General features: G+C 65.9%; 12 protein-coding genes and 1 pseudogene. 5 read left to right on the forward strand and 8 right to left on the reverse strand.

Annotated features, from left to right (window positions below):
• Position 1 precedes the first annotated feature (1 nt).
• Together HGK27_RS23765 and HGK27_RS23770 are read right to left on the reverse strand one after the other, a co-directional pair.
• A complete protein-coding gene (locus HGK27_RS23765; protein ID WP_206245353.1) occupies positions 2–454 on the reverse strand; it encodes a carboxymuconolactone decarboxylase family protein in 453 nt (150 codons plus the stop codon).
• A gap of 78 nt (positions 455–532) precedes the next feature.
• On the reverse strand, positions 533–2,656 hold the full coding sequence (locus HGK27_RS23770; RefSeq protein ID WP_206245354.1) for a M3 family metallopeptidase: 2,124 nt from the start codon (positions 2,654–2,656) through the stop codon (positions 533–535).
• A 241-nt stretch (positions 2,657–2,897) separates the two neighbouring features.
• On the opposite strand from HGK27_RS23770, the gene HGK27_RS23775 reads away from it, so the two are divergent.
• The gene (locus HGK27_RS23775; RefSeq protein WP_206245355.1) at positions 2,898–3,455 is read left to right on the forward strand and encodes a DsbA family protein; all 558 of its coding nucleotides are present in this window, start codon (positions 2,898–2,900) and stop codon (positions 3,453–3,455) included.
• A gap of 67 nt (positions 3,456–3,522) precedes the next feature.
• Positions 3,523–4,866: an MFS transporter gene (locus HGK27_RS23780; protein WP_206245521.1), complete on the forward strand. Its 1,344-nt coding sequence runs from the start codon at positions 3,523–3,525 to the stop codon at positions 4,864–4,866.
• 71 nt (positions 4,867–4,937) lie between these two features.
• Here the strand turns inward: HGK27_RS23780 and HGK27_RS23785 are convergent, their stop codons facing one another.
• Entirely contained in the window at positions 4,938–6,113 is a 1,176-nt protein-coding gene (locus tag HGK27_RS23785; RefSeq protein ID WP_206245356.1) for an AAA family ATPase, read from the reverse strand.
• 148 nt (positions 6,114–6,261) lie between these two features.
• On the opposite strand from HGK27_RS23785, the gene HGK27_RS23790 reads away from it, so the two are divergent.
• A complete protein-coding gene (locus HGK27_RS23790; RefSeq protein WP_206245357.1) occupies positions 6,262–7,158 on the forward strand; it encodes a hypothetical protein in 897 nt (298 codons plus the stop codon).
• A 16-nt stretch (positions 7,159–7,174) separates the two neighbouring features.
• Here the strand turns inward: HGK27_RS23790 and madM are convergent, their stop codons facing one another.
• From madM to HGK27_RS23805, 3 genes and pseudogenes are all read right to left on the reverse strand, one after another.
• Positions 7,175–7,936, reverse strand: a complete 762-nt coding sequence (gene madM / locus HGK27_RS23795) for a malonate transporter subunit MadM (RefSeq protein ID WP_241127811.1) — start codon at positions 7,934–7,936, stop codon at positions 7,175–7,177.
• Positions 7,935–8,288 (reverse strand): annotated as a pseudogene (gene madL / locus HGK27_RS23800) (malonate transporter subunit MadL); the annotation flags it as partial. The pseudogene madL and the gene madM, both read right to left, overlap by 2 nt.
• A 45-nt stretch (positions 8,289–8,333) precedes the next feature.
• Entirely contained in the window at positions 8,334–9,020 is a 687-nt protein-coding gene (locus HGK27_RS23805) for a GntR family transcriptional regulator (RefSeq protein WP_206245360.1), read from the reverse strand.
• 129 nt (positions 9,021–9,149) lie between these two features.
• On the opposite strand from HGK27_RS23805, the gene HGK27_RS23810 reads away from it, so the two are divergent.
• Together HGK27_RS23810 and HGK27_RS23815 are read left to right on the forward strand one after the other, a co-directional pair.
• Complete coding sequence (locus HGK27_RS23810; RefSeq protein ID WP_206245361.1) at positions 9,150–10,676, forward strand: malonate--CoA ligase; 1,527 nt, start codon at positions 9,150–9,152, stop codon at positions 10,674–10,676.
• The gene (locus tag HGK27_RS23815) at positions 10,676–12,199 is read left to right on the forward strand and encodes a carboxylesterase/lipase family protein (protein ID WP_206245362.1); all 1,524 of its coding nucleotides are present in this window, start codon (positions 10,676–10,678) and stop codon (positions 12,197–12,199) included. Before HGK27_RS23810 ends, HGK27_RS23815 begins: the two co-directional genes overlap by 1 nt.
• Before the next feature lie 9 nt (positions 12,200–12,208).
• Here HGK27_RS23815 and HGK27_RS23820 read toward each other — a convergent pair whose 3' ends face one another.
• Entirely contained in the window at positions 12,209–13,510 is a 1,302-nt protein-coding gene (locus HGK27_RS23820; RefSeq protein ID WP_241127813.1) for a malonyl-CoA decarboxylase domain-containing protein, read from the reverse strand.
• Positions 13,511–13,729: 219 nt separating this feature from the next.
• Entirely contained in the window at positions 13,730–15,697 is a 1,968-nt protein-coding gene (locus HGK27_RS23825) for a glycoside hydrolase family 3 protein (protein ID WP_241127815.1), read from the reverse strand.
• Positions 15,698–15,726: the final 29 nt, after the last annotated feature.

The following is a 15,726-nucleotide window of genomic DNA, read 5'->3' on the forward strand; positions in this document are numbered from 1 at the left end:
GTCATTGCCAGCCCATTTCCGGCGCATAGACATTGAACCCCACCGCCAGACGGTTCCAGCCGTTGATCACATTGATCGCCAGCGTCAGCTCCACCTGCTCTGCGGGGGTGAACTGCGCGGCCAGCGCGGCATAGGCGGCATCGGGCGCGCGCTTGGTGGCGATATCGGTCATATGGTCGGTCCAGTCGAGCGCGGCGCGTTCGCGTTCGCTGTAACAGGGGGCTTCGTGCCAGGCGGCCAGCAGATGCAGGCGCTGCTCGGTCTCACCGGCGCGTCGGGCCTCGGCGGTGTGCATGTTGAGGCAATTGGCGCAGCCGTTGATCTGGGATGAGCGGATCTTCACCAGTTCCAGCAGCGAGGGCTCCAGCCCGCAGGCGGCCAGTTTCTGCGACAGTGCATACCAGGCTTTGAACACCTCGGGCGAGGCTTTGTAGATATCGGCACGGGGGGTCATGAAAACATCCTTTCGTGTTGCAGATGCCGTCATGACGAGATGCCCCGTGCCGAATGTGACATGGTCCTCGAAAAAATTTCAGGGCCTGGCGGGCAGGCCGTGTTCTTCCAGCATCGGGCCGACCTCGGGGTCCTTGCCGTAGAAGGCCTTGAACATGGCGCCGTAATCCTGCGTGTAGCCCCGGCTCAGGATCATGTCGCGGAAGCGCTGGCCGTTGGCGCGGGTCATGCCGCCATGGTCGCGGAACCAGTGATAGGCGTCATGCTCCAGCATCTGGGTCCAGAGATAGGCGTAATAGCCCGCCGAATAGCCATTGGCCCAGATATGCAGGAAATAGCTGGAGCGATAGCGCGGCGGCACATCGGCAATATCCAGCCCGGTGCCGGCCAGCGCCTTCTGCTCAAAGGCATCGACATCCTGCGTGCCGGCGGAGGCGGGCAGGCTGTGCCAGTCCATATCCAGCATGGCGGCGGCAATCACCTCACCCAGCGCATAGCCCTGATTGAACTGGCTGGCCTTGCGGATCTTCTCGACCAGGGGCTTCGGGATGGGGGCGCCGCTGCGATAGTCCTTGGCGTAATGGGCCAGCACCTCGGGATCGAAGGCCCAGTGCTCGTTGAACTGCGAGGGGAACTCCACCCAGTCACGCGCGGTGTTGGTGCCCGAGACGGTGGGATAGGTCTGATCGGCAAACAGCCCGTGCAGCGCATGGCCGAATTCATGGAACATCGTCACCACATCGTCGGAGGTGATGAGGGCAGGCTGCCCGGCGGCGGGCTTGGTGAAATTGCCGACATTGTAGATCACCGGCTTGGTCTTGAGCAGCTTCGACTGGCCGACGAAGTTGGACATCCAGGCGCCGCCATTCTTGTTGTCGCGCTTGAAATAGTCGAAATACATCAGGCCCAGCTCGCTGCCGTCCTTGTCATGGACGGTGTAGACCATCACGTCGGGCTGATAGACGGGCAGATCGGTGCGGCGGGTGAAGGTCAGGCCATAGAGCCGGTTGGCGGCATAGAAGACGCCATCTTCCAGCACGCGGTTCAGCTCGAAATAGGGCTTCACCTGATCCTGATCGAGATCGTATTTCGCCTTGCGGATCTGGGCGGCGTAATGGTCCCAGTCCCATGGTTTCAGCTGAAATTTGTCGCCATCCTTGTCGATCTGGGCCTGAATTTCGGCGGCTTCGCGCTTTTGTTCCGGCGCGGTGGCGGTGGCCAGCTGCTGCATAAAGGCCGAGGCGGCCTGAGGCGTCTTGGCCATCTGATCGTACAGCACATAGGCGGCCCAGTTGGGATAGCCCAGCAGCTGTGCCTTTTGTGCGCGCAGGGTTGCCAGCTGCTGGATCACCGGGCGGGTGTCATTGGCGTCACCCTTTTCGGCGCGGGTCCAGCCATTGGTGAACAGAGCCTCGCGGGTGGCGCGGTCGGTCAGATTTTCCAGCGCGGGCTGCTGGGTGGTGTTCTGCAAGGGCAGCAGCCATTGGCCATCCAGCCCGCGCGCCTTGGCGTCCTGCGCCGCCGCGGCGATGGCGCCATCGTCCATCCCGGCCAGTTTGGCCTTATCGGTCACAGCCAGCGCCCCGGCCTTCGCGGCGGCGAGCAGCTTCTGCTGATAGCTGGTTTCCAGACCCGCCAGTTGCGTGTTGAGCGCTTTCAGCTTCCCCTGATCCTCGGCGCCAAGCTGGGCACCGGCATGCACGAAGCTGCGGTAATAGATGGTGAGAACCTGCGTCTGCTCGGGCGTCAGCTTCAGGCTGGCGCGGCGCTCCCACAGGGTCTTGATGCGGGCGAAGAGCTTGGGATCGAGGTTGATGGCATCCTGATGCTCCGCCAGTTTCGGCGAGACATCGGCCTGCACCTTGTCCAGCACATCATTGGTGTTGGCCTGCACCACGCCGAAAAACGCCAGATTGACCCGGTCCAGCATCCGGCCGGAGGCTTCCAGCGCGCCGATCGTGTTGTCGAAGGTCGGCGCTGCGGGGTTGTCGGCGATCTTGCGGACCTCGGCCAGATGCTGGGCCATGGCGGTCTCGAACGCGGGGGCATAGTCGCTGTCGTGGATCAGGTTGAAGGGCGGGGCCTGAAAGGGCAGCGTGCTGGGCGCGTCAAAGGGATTGGCGGCGGCCAGTGCGGGAACCGCGAAACTGGCCAGAGCCGCTCCGGCCAGTAGTGCTGCGGTACGGAAAGAAAGATGTGCCATGGGGGAAGGCCTTCTGTCTGGGATGCAGGGCCCGAACCGGATCGGCGAGCCCCGATGATGGCGACAGTTGAGCAAAAGCCGCCGGCGAACACAAGGCGCCCCGCCGCCGACGCGGGGGAGAAGCGGAACATTCTTCGCTTTTTGCGAAAGGTGATTGTCCGCCAAAGGAGATTGTCTGGCGCGGCGAGATGGTTATGCCTGTTTCCGGAATGGCATGCCCTGCCCCAAGGAGATGTGAACCATGGCCGATCCCGCCCGCCACGCCGATCCGCTGCTGTGGGGGCAGGGCCCGCGCCTGTTCGAGATGTTCCTTGAACCCACCTGCCCCTATTCGGTGCGCGCTTTCGGCAAGATCGAGGCGCTGCTGGAAACCGCCGGGCCGGAGCGCGTCACTTTGCGCATCTGGCTGCATTCCCAGCCATGGCATATGTTTTCCGGCGTGATTGTCCGCAGCATTCTGGCAGCCTCGATGCTGCCGGGCGGGCGCGGGAATGCGTGGCAAGTGCTGGCCGAAGTGGGCGCGCGCCGCGAGGAATTCGAGTTCGAAAAGCACTGCCGCGGCCCCAATATGGACGCCACCCCGCGCGAGATCATCGCCCGGATCGAAGGCTGCACCGGGCTCCGGCTGGCCGAGGCCTTCGAATGCCCCGAGCTGGAGGCCGAGATCAAGCGCCACACCCGCTATGCCCGCCAGAACGGCATCCATGTCTCGCCCACCTTCATGATCGACGGGCTGATCCAGCCCGATCTGGGCAGCGGCGATCCGGTCGAGGACTGGGCGCGCAGGCTGGTCGGGTAAGGAGGCTGTCTTGAAGGATCAGGTCAACCGCAAGGCGCTGGCGCTGCTCGTGGCGGGCACGTTTTTCATGGAAAACCTCGATGCCACGGTGATCACCCCGGCGGTGCCCGCTATGGCGAAAAGCTTCGGCACCGCGCCGGTCGATCTTTCGACCGGGGTTTCGGCCTATATGCTGGCGCTGGGGGTGTTTATCCCGGTCAGCGGCTGGGCGGCAGAGCGTTTTGGCGCGCGGCGGATCTTCTCGCTGGCCATCCTGATCTTCACCCTGACCTCGGTGCTGTGCGGCGCGGCGCAGAACCTGCCCGAATTCGTCGCGGCGCGGATTGTGCAGGGGCTGGGCGGGGCGATGATGGTTCCCGTTGGGCGCCTTGTGGTGCTGAAGGAAACGCCCAAGGAGGGGCTGGTCAGGGCCATCGCCGTGCTGACCTGGCCCGCGCTGGTGGCGCCGGTGCTGGGGCCGCCTTTCGGCGGGCTGATCGTCGACCATGGCGACTGGCGCTGGATTTTCTGGCTCAACCTGCCGCTGGGCGTGATGGCGCTGCTGGGCGCGCTGCGGCTGGTGCCCGCGCATCAGCCCTCGCAGCGCAGCTTCGACTGGCCGGGCTTCCTGCTGATGGGCGGCGCGCTGTTCTTCCTGATGCTGGTGACGGAAATCCTTGCCCGCCCCCATCCCGCGCTGCTGGCTGCAGCGGGTGCTCTGGCGGCGGGGCTGGCGCTGCTGGTGCCGGGCGTGCGGCACCTCAAACGCACAGAACACCCGATGCTGAGCCTTGCCGCCATGGACAAGCCGAGCTTTGCCGTGGTGGTCTGGGGCGGATCGCTGTTCCGCATGGGCGTCAGCGCGGTGCCCTTTCTGCTGCCGGTGATGTTCCAGATCGGCTTTGGCTACACCTCGTTCCAGTCGGGCAGCCTGCTGATGGCGGTCTTTGCGGGCAATCTGATGATGAAGCCTTTCACCACCGCCGTGATGAAGCGCTTCGGTATGCGGCGCGTGCTGATCGTCAATGGCGCGCTCAATGCCTCGTCCATCGCCGCCTGCGCGCTCTTCGCCCTGAGCATGCCGCTGTGGCTGACCTGCGCGATCCTGTTTGTCGGCGGCATGACGCGATCGATGCAGTTCACCGCGCTCAACACCATCGCCTTTGCCGATATTCCGGGTGCGGGCATGGCGGATGCCAACACGCTGTTCTCCACCGCCTTTCAGCTGGCGATGGGCATGGGCGTGTCGCTGGGCGCGGTGGCCTGGCAGATCGGCAATGTCTGGGCCCAAAGCTGGCAGGGTGGCGCAGACGCCGCCACGCCCTTCCGCATCGCCTTCCTGCTGGTGGCGGCGGTCTCGGCCATCGGCCTGCTCGACAGTTTCAAACTGGCGCGGGATGCGGGCAGCAGCGTGCTACGCGCCCGGGCCTAGAGCATGCTCTATGTTTTTGTTGTCGCATCGTTTTAAGCGAAAAACCGGTTCCTGCTTTTTCGCACGATGCTCTAGGCCTCCGGCATCACCCGCCGCATAAAGGCATCGAACAGCGGCACGGTGAAGGCCGTGTCGCCATGGGCCGGGCTGTAGAGCATGCCCTTGGTGATCAGGCTGTTGCGCGTGGGCGCCACGCTGGAGACCTTCACCCCCAGCGCCTCGGCTATATCGCCCGAGCGGTGCGGCCCCGCGCCAAGGCTGGCCATGGCCCGCAGATAGCGCTTTTCCGCAGGCGTCAGCCGGTCGAAGCGGACGCGGAAGAAGCTGGCATCCAGCTCGGCCAGAGCGCTGCGGGTGGCCAGCTCGACATGGTCAACCGTGATCGGCGAGGCTTCGGCAGTGTCCCAGCTGTGCTTGCCCCATTCCTGAAGGAAATAGGGGTAGCCCCGGGTCTGTTCGAACACCGCATCCAGCGCTGCCGGTTCGATGGCTTCGTCCTCGCGCTCGATGGGGATGCGGATGGCGGTTCTGGCCGCCTCGGCATCCAGCGGATCGACCTGAATGAATTCGAACAATCGCTCGGCATAGGATTTGGCGCGGCCCATCTGCCCCAGCAATTGCGGCAGGCCCGCCGCCAGCATGGTGACGGGAAGCTGCTTCTGATTGGCCCGGTGCAGCGCGCTGATCAGCGCGGCCAGCTGCTCCTCGGGCACATATTGCAGCTCGTCGATCACCAGCACGATGGCGCTGCCGCGTTCACGCGCCGCCTCGCCGATGGCCACCATCAGATCGGCCAGATCGCTGTCCAGATCGCCGCTGTCGGCCAGCCCCGGCTCGGGCTTGAAATCCAGCGCCACCTCCAGATCGGTGTATTTGACCTTGAGCTTGGCGAAGCCCGCCAGCGCGCGCAGCGCCCGGCTGACCCCGGCGCTGGCCTGCTTCAGCCGGTCCAGCCGCAGCAGCGCGGCGCGCAGCGAAGGCACCAGAATGCCGGGCAGCGAGCGGTTCTCCGGCGCCTCGATGGCCACGATGGTAAAGCCGTCGCCCTCCGCCGCATCGCGCATGCGCGAGAGCAGCACGGTCTTGCCCACGCCGCGCAGACCGTAGAGAATGCTGGGCCGCGCCGCCTTGCCCGCGCGTATGCGATCCAGCGCGACGGCATTGCGTTCCAGCAGATCCTCACGGCCCGCGAGTTCGGGCGGCGGTGTCCCTGCACCGGGAGCGAAGGGGTTGCGACGGGCATCCATAGCAAGTTTATGCCAGTTTATCGAATTTCTGTAAACCGCACTAAACTTGCTTGAAAGGCAGGTGGCCGCAGCTTGCCATCCATTCCAAATATGGCGATAAGTGCTTGATCCATATCGCCAGGCGACAGACTTGCCCCGAGAGATGCCGATGATTCCCAAGCGCCTTGCCCCCGCTGCCCTGCTGCTTCTGGCCCTTTCCTGTGGCAGCGCGGCGGCACAGCCTGTGCCCTCGGCCTGCACCACGCTGGCGCAGGGCTTCCTCAAGGGGGCGATCACCGATCCGGGGCAGGTGCATGCCACGGATCAGGGCTGCCAGTTCAGCAACATTCAGGTCAAGCTGAGCCGCTATCAAAGCTGGACGGTGGACCAGCTGACCATCTCCGGCCTTGAAAACTGGGACCGCAAGGCCTCGCCGCTGCCGCCGCATCTGCTGGTGAGCGCCAGGGGCGTCCGCTTCGCACCGACGGTGGATGACTCCCATATGCGCTATCAGATGCGCCTTACGCAGCGCCCCTTCGATGCGCGGCTCGATGCCGGTTTCGATGCGGCCAGCCAGCAGTTGAGCATCCATGAACTGGCCATCGAAAGCCCGTGGATCGGCCATATCGGGCTGGGCATCGATGCTGTCTACCGTGTCGAGCAGGACAAGCATGCGGGCCATGAGCTGCCCGATCTGCCCGCCTTGCAGCTCTCCCACACAAGGCTGGTGCTGGACAACAAGACCCTGTTCGAGGGCATGCTGATGCCGGCGATCATCGCCTTCGTGCCTGCGGATCAGGACCCTGCCGTGGCCTTCCCGCGCTGGCAGAAGAAGACCGAGGCGCAATTGCGCGAGCTGCCCAACAGCCTGCTCGATCATGACAGCCGTGAGGCGCTGATCCGTTTTATCCGCGATTTTCCGCATCCCACCGGCCATTTCGCGGTGGATGTAAGCTTTGTTCACCCGATCAGCCCGGGGGCGATCAAGGCGGGGAAGGATCATGTGTCCTTCCTCAAGGATACGAAGATCAGCGTGGTCTATCAGCCTGTGCCCGCACAGCCATAGCGGCCGCTTTGACCGATCAGGCCAGAGCCCGCACCGCCAGAAACAGCACGGAGGGGCAGACCAGACAGCCGATCCCGGTGTGGAAGGTTGCCGTCAGCGCGCCATAGGGCACCAGCCGCTCATCGGTGGCGGCCAGGCCCCCGCTCACCCCGCTGACCGTGCCCATCAAGCCGCCGAAGACCATGGCGCTGCGCGGATTGTCCAGCCCGATCAGCCGGGCGACAAAGGGCGTGGCGATCATCACCAGCACCGCCTTGAAAACCCCCGTGGCGATCGACAGCGCGATCACCGGAGAGGACGCGCCCAGCGCCGCCCCCGTCACCGGGCCCACGATATAGGTCACCGTTCCGGCGCCCAGTGTGGTCAGCGAGACGGCATCGCGATAGCCAAAGCCCCAGGCGATCCCCACGCCCAGCACGAAAGGCACCAGCGTGCCCAGCGCCAGCGCCATCACGCCGAGCCATCCGGCCTTGCGCGCCTCTGCCACATCGACCTCGAAAGCGGTGGCGACGATGGCGAAATCGCGCAGCATCGCCCCGCCCAGCAGCGCCAGACCGCCAAACCCGGACACATCGGCCAGCCCCTTCTTGCCGCCGGTCAGTTCCCCGCCCAGCCATGCCAGCGCCAGCGCGCCCAGAATGGCGATGGCGCTGGCATGGATGCGCCCGCGCGTCAGCCCGCGCGAGATCAGCAGGGACACGCCCATGATCGCGCCCACCGCCACAAAGGCCAGGATCAGCGCCTGATCGCTGGCCAGCCGGTTCCAGATCTCAAGCACGGCGCGCCAGCCTCCCCAACAGGCCGACCAGCGCAAAGCAGAGCGCCACCGCGCTGACCCCGGCCAGCACCACCATCGGCCCGCCGCTGAGCGCCGCGCGCACATTCTGCTGCGCCGCCATGGCCACCACGATGGGGATGTAGAGGAACGCCCAGAACTCCACGCCCAGCCGCACCTTCGGCTTCAGCAATCCCCGCCGCGCCAGCGCCTGTCGTGCCGCCAGCAACAGCAGCATCGCCAGACCCACTCCGCCGACATTGGCCTTCACATGCAGCAGCATGCCCAGCGCTTCTCCCAGCGCCACACCCAGCACCGTGCACAGCGCCAGCAGCGCTGTTCCGAATATCGGCATCGCTCATCCTCTCTTCTGGCCCCGCCTGTGGTCGGTGGCCGCGTTTTATGCGTTGGCGTCGCGCTCCTCGCGCATGGTGGCCACCAGCCGCTCCATCGCGCTGGAGGCGTTGAACATATGGGCGCGCATCTGCTTGGCGGCTTCCTCGCCATCGCCGCGCATGATCGCATCGAGCAGGGCGCCATGCTCCGCGCGGGAGCGTTCCGGGCGGCCATCCTCGCGCAATTGGGTGCGGCGGAAGGCGGCCATGCGGTCACGCAGTTCGGTGGCCTGCTGGGCGATGAAGCTGTTGTGCGTGCCCTCGTAAATGGCGCGGTGAAAGCGCCAGTTGAGCTGGTCATAGGCGTCGATATCGCCCGCCGCCACCATCGCCTCGGACTCCTCATGCAGGCGGCGCAACTGGCTGCGCTCGATGGGGTTCATGCGATAGGTGGCGAGGCGCACGCACATCGCCTCCATCTCGGCGGACATCTCGAACATGTCGACGATGCGCTCGGGCGTCATGGCGGCGACGATGGCGCCGCGCCGGGGCCGCATCTCGATCAGCCCGGCCGAGGCCAGCTGCCGGAACGCCTCACGCACCGGCGTGCGCGAGGCGCCGAAACGGTCACCGATCTGCTGTTCGTCCAGCGAGAGGCCGGGGGCGAGCAGGCCGGTGGTGATCTCGTCGGCCAGCGCGACACGGATGCGTTCGGAGAGGAGCAGGGTGCTGGGCGCACCGGCTTCGGTCATGGGCAAGGCTCTCGCATGCAGTATTTTTCTCTGGACAGCTTCTTGCATACACCGGAAACAGGATCAACCGCGCAGTGACGGGCGAGTGAGTCCATGCCTGCCGCGTGAACAGCATGGAGAGGAAGCCCGATGCGGCAGGATATGTTTTCCCGGTTTCAGGCCCGCGCGGGTGAGGCTCCCGACGCGCCGTTCCTGATCCTGCCCGATGGCGCCGTGCTGACCTATGCCGCCGCGCTGGCGCGCAGCGGGCAGATCGCGGGGCTGTTCCGCGCCAAGGGCGTGCAGCCGGGCGACCGCATTGCGGTGCAGGTGGAGAAGAGCGCCACCGCATTGCTGACCTATCTGGCGGCCTTGCGCATCGGGGCGGTCTATCTGCCGCTCAACACCGGCTATACGTCCGGCGAATTGCGCTTTTTCCTGAGCGATGCCGAGCCTGCCCTGCTGATCCACCGCCCCGAGGATGACGCCGCCATGGCCGCCCTCTGCGCCGAAATCGGCGTGCCCGCGCGGCTGATGCTGGATGCCGGAGGCGGCGGAGACCTCTCCGATCTGGCCGATCAGCAGGCCGCCGATACGCCGGTCCATCGCGTGCAGGATGATGATCTGGCCGCCATCCTGTATACATCGGGCACCACAGGGCGCTCGAAGGGGGCGATGCTCAGTCAGGGCAATCTGGCCTCCAATGCGGAGACCTTGCGGGCATACTGGCATTATGCGCCAGAGGACCGCCTGCTGCATGCCCTGCCGATCTTTCACACGCACGGTCTGTTTGTGGCCACCAATGTCACCATCGCAGCGGGGGCGGCAATCATCCTGCTGCCCAAATTCGACGTAAAGGAGCTGGTGCGGCTGATGCCCCAAGCCACTGTGCTGATGGGCGTGCCCACCTTCTATTCGCGCCTGCTGGGCGAGCCCGGCTTCACCCGCGATCTGGCGAGCCATATGCGCCTGTTCGTCTCGGGCTCCGCGCCGCTTTCGGCAGAGGTTCACAAGGAATTTTCCGCGCTCACCGGCCATGCCATCCTTGAACGCTATGGCATGACCGAAACCAATATGAACACCTCCAACCCGTATGACGATGACCGCGTGCCGGGCAGCGTGGGCTTTCCCCTGCCGGGCGTGGAGCTGCGCATCACCGATCCGGAAACGGGAAAGGTGCTGCCTCAGGGCGAGGTCGGCGGGATCGAGGTGCGCGGGCCCAACGTCTTCAAGGGCTATTGGCGCCTGCCCGAAAAGACGGCGGAGGAACTGCGTGCCGACGGTTTCTTCATCACCGGCGATCTGGGCGTGGTGGATGCGCGCGGCTATGTCTCCATCGTGGGGCGGGCCAAGGATCTCATCATCTGCGGCGGCTTCAACGTCTATCCCGCCGAGGTCGAGGCGCTGATCGACGCCATCCCCGGCGTTGCCGAAAGCGCGGTGATCGGCATCCCCCATCCCGATATGGGCGAGGGCGTGGTGGCCGTGGTCCAGTCGCGCAGCCCCGATCTGGATGAGGCGCAGGTGATCGCGGCTTTGTCTGGCGAATTGGCGCGGTTCAAGCAGCCGCGCCGGGTGGTCTTCGTGCCTGAATTGCCGCGCAACACCATGGGCAAGATCCAGAAGAAGCAGCTGCGCGAAACTTATGGCGACCTCTTCGCGAAAGCCGGGGCCTGATGATCGACCGCCGGGGCACGCTGGCGCTGCTGGGCGCGGCGCCGCTTTTCTCCGCTGCGCCCACACTGGCCACGCCCGCCCGTGCCGATCCGCAGGCGCTGACCATCGCCACCACCCTTGGCCGGGTGCAAGGGGCAGCGCAGGGCGATATTCGCCTTTTCACCGGCATCCCTTTTGGCCGCGCCGCGCGCTTTGCCGCGCCCCGGCCTGCCCCGCGCTGGCAGGGCGTGCTGGCCGCCACCGAACCCGCCCATGTCGCGCCCCAGTCGGCCAATCCATCGATGACGGGCACGATGTCGGAAGACTGCCTGCAACTCAACATCTGGGCGCCATCGACGCCGGGCCCGCATCCCGTGCTGGTCTATATCCATGGCGGCGGCAATGAAGGCGGCTGGAGCGGCGAGGCGCCCACCGCAGGCGACCGCTTTGCCCGCGATGGCGTGGTCTGCGTCACGGTGAATTATCGGCTGGGCGCGCTGGGCTTTCTGGAAACGGGCGCCTTGCTGGGCCCGGCCTATCGCGGCAGCGGCAACAATGGCCTGCGCGATCAGCTGCTCGCCCTGCGCTGGGTGCAGGCCAACATCGCGGCTTTCGGCGGCGATCCGCGCCGTGTGACCATCGCGGGGGAGTCGGCAGGGGGCAAGAATGTCGGCTCGCTGATGGGTCTTCCGGCGGCCGACGGGCTCTATGCGCAGGCCGCGATGTTCAGCGGCGGCGGAGAGACCGTCCACACCATGGCGGAGGCCGAGGCTTTTGCCCGGGTCTATGCCGAAAAGCTGGGTGGCCAGAACCGCCTGCTGACCGCTTCCATGGCGGAGATTCTGGCGGCTCAGCATCAGGCCCGCACAAGCTGGCCGCGCAATTTTCCCTTTCGCCCGGTGGTCGATGGCGCGCTGATGCCGATGGTGCCGCTGGAGCGGATGCGCTCGGGCAAAGCACCGGGCGTGCCGTTGCTCATCGGCAGCAATGCCGATGAGGGGCGGATGTTCCTGCCCGCCGACCGCGCCGATCAGCCGCTGTCGCCTCAGGCCATCTCCAACGCCGCGATGGCGCAGATCGCCGATCTGGACCGAGGCTATGCTCAGGCCTTTCCCGATCTGTCAGCCGCGCAGCGGCACTGGCGCCTGCTGACCGCCGAGGAATATGGCATGCCCTGCCTGCGCATCGCTCTGGCCCATGCGGGGCGCGGGGCCAGCGTGTTCCGTTATCGCCTGACCTATCCGGCGCCCGGCGGTCCTTTCAAAGGATACACGCCCCATGTGCTGGATGTGCCCTTCACCTTCGACCATGTGACGGTGCCCGCCTTCGCCCGGTTTTTCGGCACAAGCGCGGCGGATCAGCCCATGGCCGACCGCATGCATGCCGCCATGGTCTCCTTCGTGGCGCAAGGGCGCCCGGTGGCGGCGGGCCTGCCGGATTGGGGGCGCTTCGATACGGCGGGGCGGGCGACCATGGTGCTCGATCACCAGAGCGCGCTGGTCGCCGATCCCGACCGGGCCGAAAGGCTGCTCTGGGGCCTTTAGGCCTGCTCCTCAAGCGGGGGCTGGCTCGCGCAGCAGCTTGTGAAGCGCCGGATTGGCGATCACCGTACCCTCGCGTGAGAAAGCCTCGTGATTGGCCTCCAGCGTGGCGAGGTCATAGAGGTAATTGACCATCAGCCCGCCCGATTGCGCCATGCCCTTGGCCGATGTGTCGCCCATCCAGCACAGGCGCTCCACCCGCGCGCCATTGCCCAGATGGAAGCGTGCCACGGGATCGAGCGGGCGGCCCTTGCGATCCCTGGCCTGAAGAAAATAGCGCGCAGCCAGCGCCATGCGCTCTTTGGCTTGCGGGTGATCGGCGGGCAGGTCTTTGGGCAGGTCCCCGTCTTCGTGTTCGGCGGCCAGCCAGCGGCGAAAGCCCGGCACCGGGGAGAGGGTGACAAAGCTGTTCAAGCCGGGAAACTCGCGTGAGAGATCCTCCACCACCTGCTTGATCAGGAACTGGCCGAAGGAAATCCCGGCCAGCCCCGCCTGACAGTTCGAGATCGAATAGAACACCGCGACCCGCGCCTGATCGGCGGGCAGTTCATCGCGATCGGGCGCCAGCAGCGTCTGGATCGAGCCGGGGATCTGCGCGCAGAGCGCCACCTCGACAAAGATCAGCGGCTCATCGGGCATGGCCGGGTGGACGAAGGCATAGCAGCGCCGGTCCTGAGGCAGCAGGCGGTCGCGCAATTCGGCCCATGTGCCGATGGAATGCACCGCCTCGTAACGGATGATGCGCTCAAGGAAATCGGCGGGGCTGGCCCAGTCGATGCGGCGCAGTACCAGAAAGCCCCGGTTGAACCATGAGCGCAGCAGATGCACCAGATCGGCCTCCAGCGGGGCCAGATCGGGGTGATCGGGCAACAGGTCCAGCAGATCGGCGCGCAGCCGCACCAGATCGGCGGTGGCCGAGGGCGCCTGATTGAGGCGGCGCAGCACCTCCTGACGCGGCGGCTCGGCGGCTTTGGTCACGCCGGCCAGCGTGAGCGGGCCGGGTCTGGCCTGATAGATGCTCCATGCCGCGGCGATCTCTGCGGGCGCGGGGGCAAAATCATGGGCCAGCCCGGTGAAGAAGGCGTGTTTCTCGTCGGGCGCCAGCGTGGCATAATCGGCCAGAATACGCCTGGCGATGCCCACGCCGGAGGACTGGCTGCGCTCCCCCAGCAGATCGCGCGCCATGGCCAGCAGCCCGGCGGCGCTGGCCTCTGCCGATGTGGAGGCCGGGCGCGCCCGCCATGGCGGGCGGATCGTGCGGGCACGTTCGAACACGGTGTCGAGCAGGGCACTCATGCGTTGGGCACGCAACATCGAGACTCTCCTGAAAGGCGATTCGATGAATGCAGGATACATTAAATTTCCACGCTGCGTATGCATGAAAGGGATATGGGCGCTATTCCGCACGCTTTGAGAGACGAGGCGCTGGCCTGCCGTCAGGATGCGGCCGGTTGCCCCGCTTGCCACGCAAAAAGGGCGGAATGGAGATCCATTCCGCCCATGGCCCTTTACTATCAGGCGTGATGGCGACGGCTATTTCAGAACGATGCCAAAGCCGCGCTTGAAGAGCGGTTGCGCGCTGTCATCGGGCACGGCGGGGTCCTGTGCTTCCACCGCTTTCATGGAGGAGGGCAGTTCGAAGGGCAGATGGCCCCGGGCCGTGGCCTTGCCCAGCACCACATCGATCACGGCGGCATCGTCAGCGCCGAAATTGGCGAGGATGGCCCCGGTCTTGTCCTGCACATTGGTCAGGATTGCAGGCCGGTCGAGGAAGATCGACAGCACGGCGGGCACATGGGCGGCCCTGGCCTTTTTCAACGCTTCATAGGCGGCATCGCCGTCGCGGAAGTCCAGACGGCCCTCCTTCTGGCGGCTGCCGAAGAAGCTGTCGGGATGGAGCATTTCCGAGGGCGTTTCGGCGCGGATCAGCGCGAAATCGGCGCCTTCGGGCGTGTCCGTCACGGTCAGACCGGCGGCCTGCGCCACCTTGGGATCGACGCCGACCAGCCAGACCTTTTTGCCCTTTGCGGGCAGCAGACCATGGTTGGTCAGCAGCACCTGCGCCTCACGCTGGGTCTGCGCGCCCAGCGCATGGTTGGCGGGGGTGGCGATCAGCGCTTCGGCCCTGGCGGGATCGACATAGGGGTCGTCGAAAAGCCCCTGTTCGAATTTGGCGATCAGCACGCGGCGCACCGATTCATCGATGCGGCTGGTGGTGATCAGCCCGGCGTGGATCGCGCTCAGCAGCGGCCCGGTATCTTCCGTGCCGCCGAACTGGTCGATGCCCGCGGCAATGCCCAGCGCATAGCGCTGCTGCACCGTCAGATCATTGACGCCCCAGTCGGTGGAGATGTCCTGCGGGCGCTGCGGGGCCTGCGCGGTGGGGGCGCTGCAGCGCGTGTCGCAATCCAGCGTGATCGCCCAGTCGGAAAGGATGATCCCCTTATAGCCCAGCTTGCCGCGCAGCAGATCATGCAGCAGCACCTTGCTGTAGCCTGCCCCCACCGGCTCCACCGGCTTGCCATCGATCACCGGGCCGGAGATGATCGGATAGGTGGGCATGATCCCCGCCGATCCGGCGTCCAGCGCGCCCTTGAAGGCGGCGATATGCATCTGCAATTGCGCGGTGGTCAGTTTCGCCACGCGACCATAATAATTGTGGCTGTCAAAGCCGTTGGGCAGGGCGCCATAGCCCACCCAATGCTTCACCACCGTCATCACACCATCGCGCGTCAGCCCATGATCGCCGCCCTGAAAGCCCGAGACATAGGCGCCGCCCATCACGCTGGCCAAAGCCGGATCGGCGCCGAAGGTGCCGGTGATCCGGCTCCAGCGCGGCTCGCTGGCCAGATCGACCTGCGGGCTCAGCGCTTCCTGAATGCCCACGGCGCGATATTCGGCGCTGGCGATGCGCGCGAACGTCCGCACCCGCGCCACATCGCCCAGCGCGCCGAAACCGATCAGCTCGGGCCAGATCGAGACGCCGCGCGCTGACTCTGCCGCGCCCAGCACATGGTCGAAATGGTTGCGCGGATCGGCGCTGATCGTCACGGGAATGCCGAGGCGCCCCTGCTCGGCCATGGCCTGCACGGCATTGGATTGCTCGGCCATTACGGCAGGCTTCACCGACAGGCGGGTGATGTAGCTGGAGATATGCTTGTCCCGCAGCATCGGGCCGACAGCGTCGAGATCATAGCCATCGCCCTGGCCCAGCGCGCCGCCCTTGCCGGGCAGGGTGCCATGCATCATCTGCCCGGCCTTTTCCTCGATGGTCATGCGGGCGAGCAGATCGTCGGCGCGGGCCTCGGGCGAGAGGCGCCAGTCCTCATAGGGGGTGAGCTTGCCGTCGCCGTCCAGATCGCGGAACTGCAACCCGTCAACGGTGAGGATCGCCTTCGAACGCGCCTCGACAGGCACCTGCGTGGCGGCCTGCGCAGAGAGCGGCATGGCCACCGCCGCGCCAGCCATCAGGGTGCGCCGCCAGAAGGTGTGATGTGTCATCGGATCTCTCCCTTGAGTGGTGGCCTGCC

Source organism: Novosphingobium terrae, assembly GCF_017163935.1.
GTDB classification, from domain to species: Bacteria; Pseudomonadota; Alphaproteobacteria; order Sphingomonadales; family Sphingomonadaceae; genus Novosphingobium; species Novosphingobium terrae.

Bases quoted from the DNA above. Each gene is read 5' to 3' on its own strand.
- HGK27_RS23770 (WP_206245354.1), bottom strand. From the start codon at position 2,656: ATGGCACATCTTTCTTTCCGTACCGCAGCACTACTGGCCGGAGCGGCT.
- HGK27_RS23815 (WP_206245362.1), top strand. From the start codon at position 10,676: ATGATCGACCGCCGGGGCACGCTGGCGCTGCTGGGCGCGGCGCCGCTT.
- HGK27_RS23785 (WP_206245356.1), bottom strand. From the start codon at position 6,113: ATGGATGCCCGTCGCAACCCCTTCGCTCCCGGTGCAGGGACACCGCCG.
- HGK27_RS23765 (WP_206245353.1), bottom strand. From the start codon at position 454: ATGACCCCCCGTGCCGATATCTACAAAGCCTCGCCCGAGGTGTTCAAA.
- HGK27_RS23805 (WP_206245360.1), bottom strand. From the start codon at position 9,020: ATGACCGAAGCCGGTGCGCCCAGCACCCTGCTCCTCTCCGAACGCATC.
- HGK27_RS23820 (WP_241127813.1), bottom strand. From the start codon at position 13,510: ATGTTGCGTGCCCAACGCATGAGTGCCCTGCTCGACACCGTGTTCGAA.
- HGK27_RS23790 (WP_206245357.1), top strand. From the start codon at position 6,262: ATGATTCCCAAGCGCCTTGCCCCCGCTGCCCTGCTGCTTCTGGCCCTT.
- HGK27_RS23825 (WP_241127815.1), bottom strand. From the start codon at position 15,697: ATGACACATCACACCTTCTGGCGGCGCACCCTGATGGCTGGCGCGGCG.
- HGK27_RS23775 (WP_206245355.1), top strand. From the start codon at position 2,898: ATGGCCGATCCCGCCCGCCACGCCGATCCGCTGCTGTGGGGGCAGGGC.
- HGK27_RS23810 (WP_206245361.1), top strand. From the start codon at position 9,150: ATGCGGCAGGATATGTTTTCCCGGTTTCAGGCCCGCGCGGGTGAGGCT.
- HGK27_RS23780 (WP_206245521.1), top strand. From the start codon at position 3,523: ATGGAAAACCTCGATGCCACGGTGATCACCCCGGCGGTGCCCGCTATG.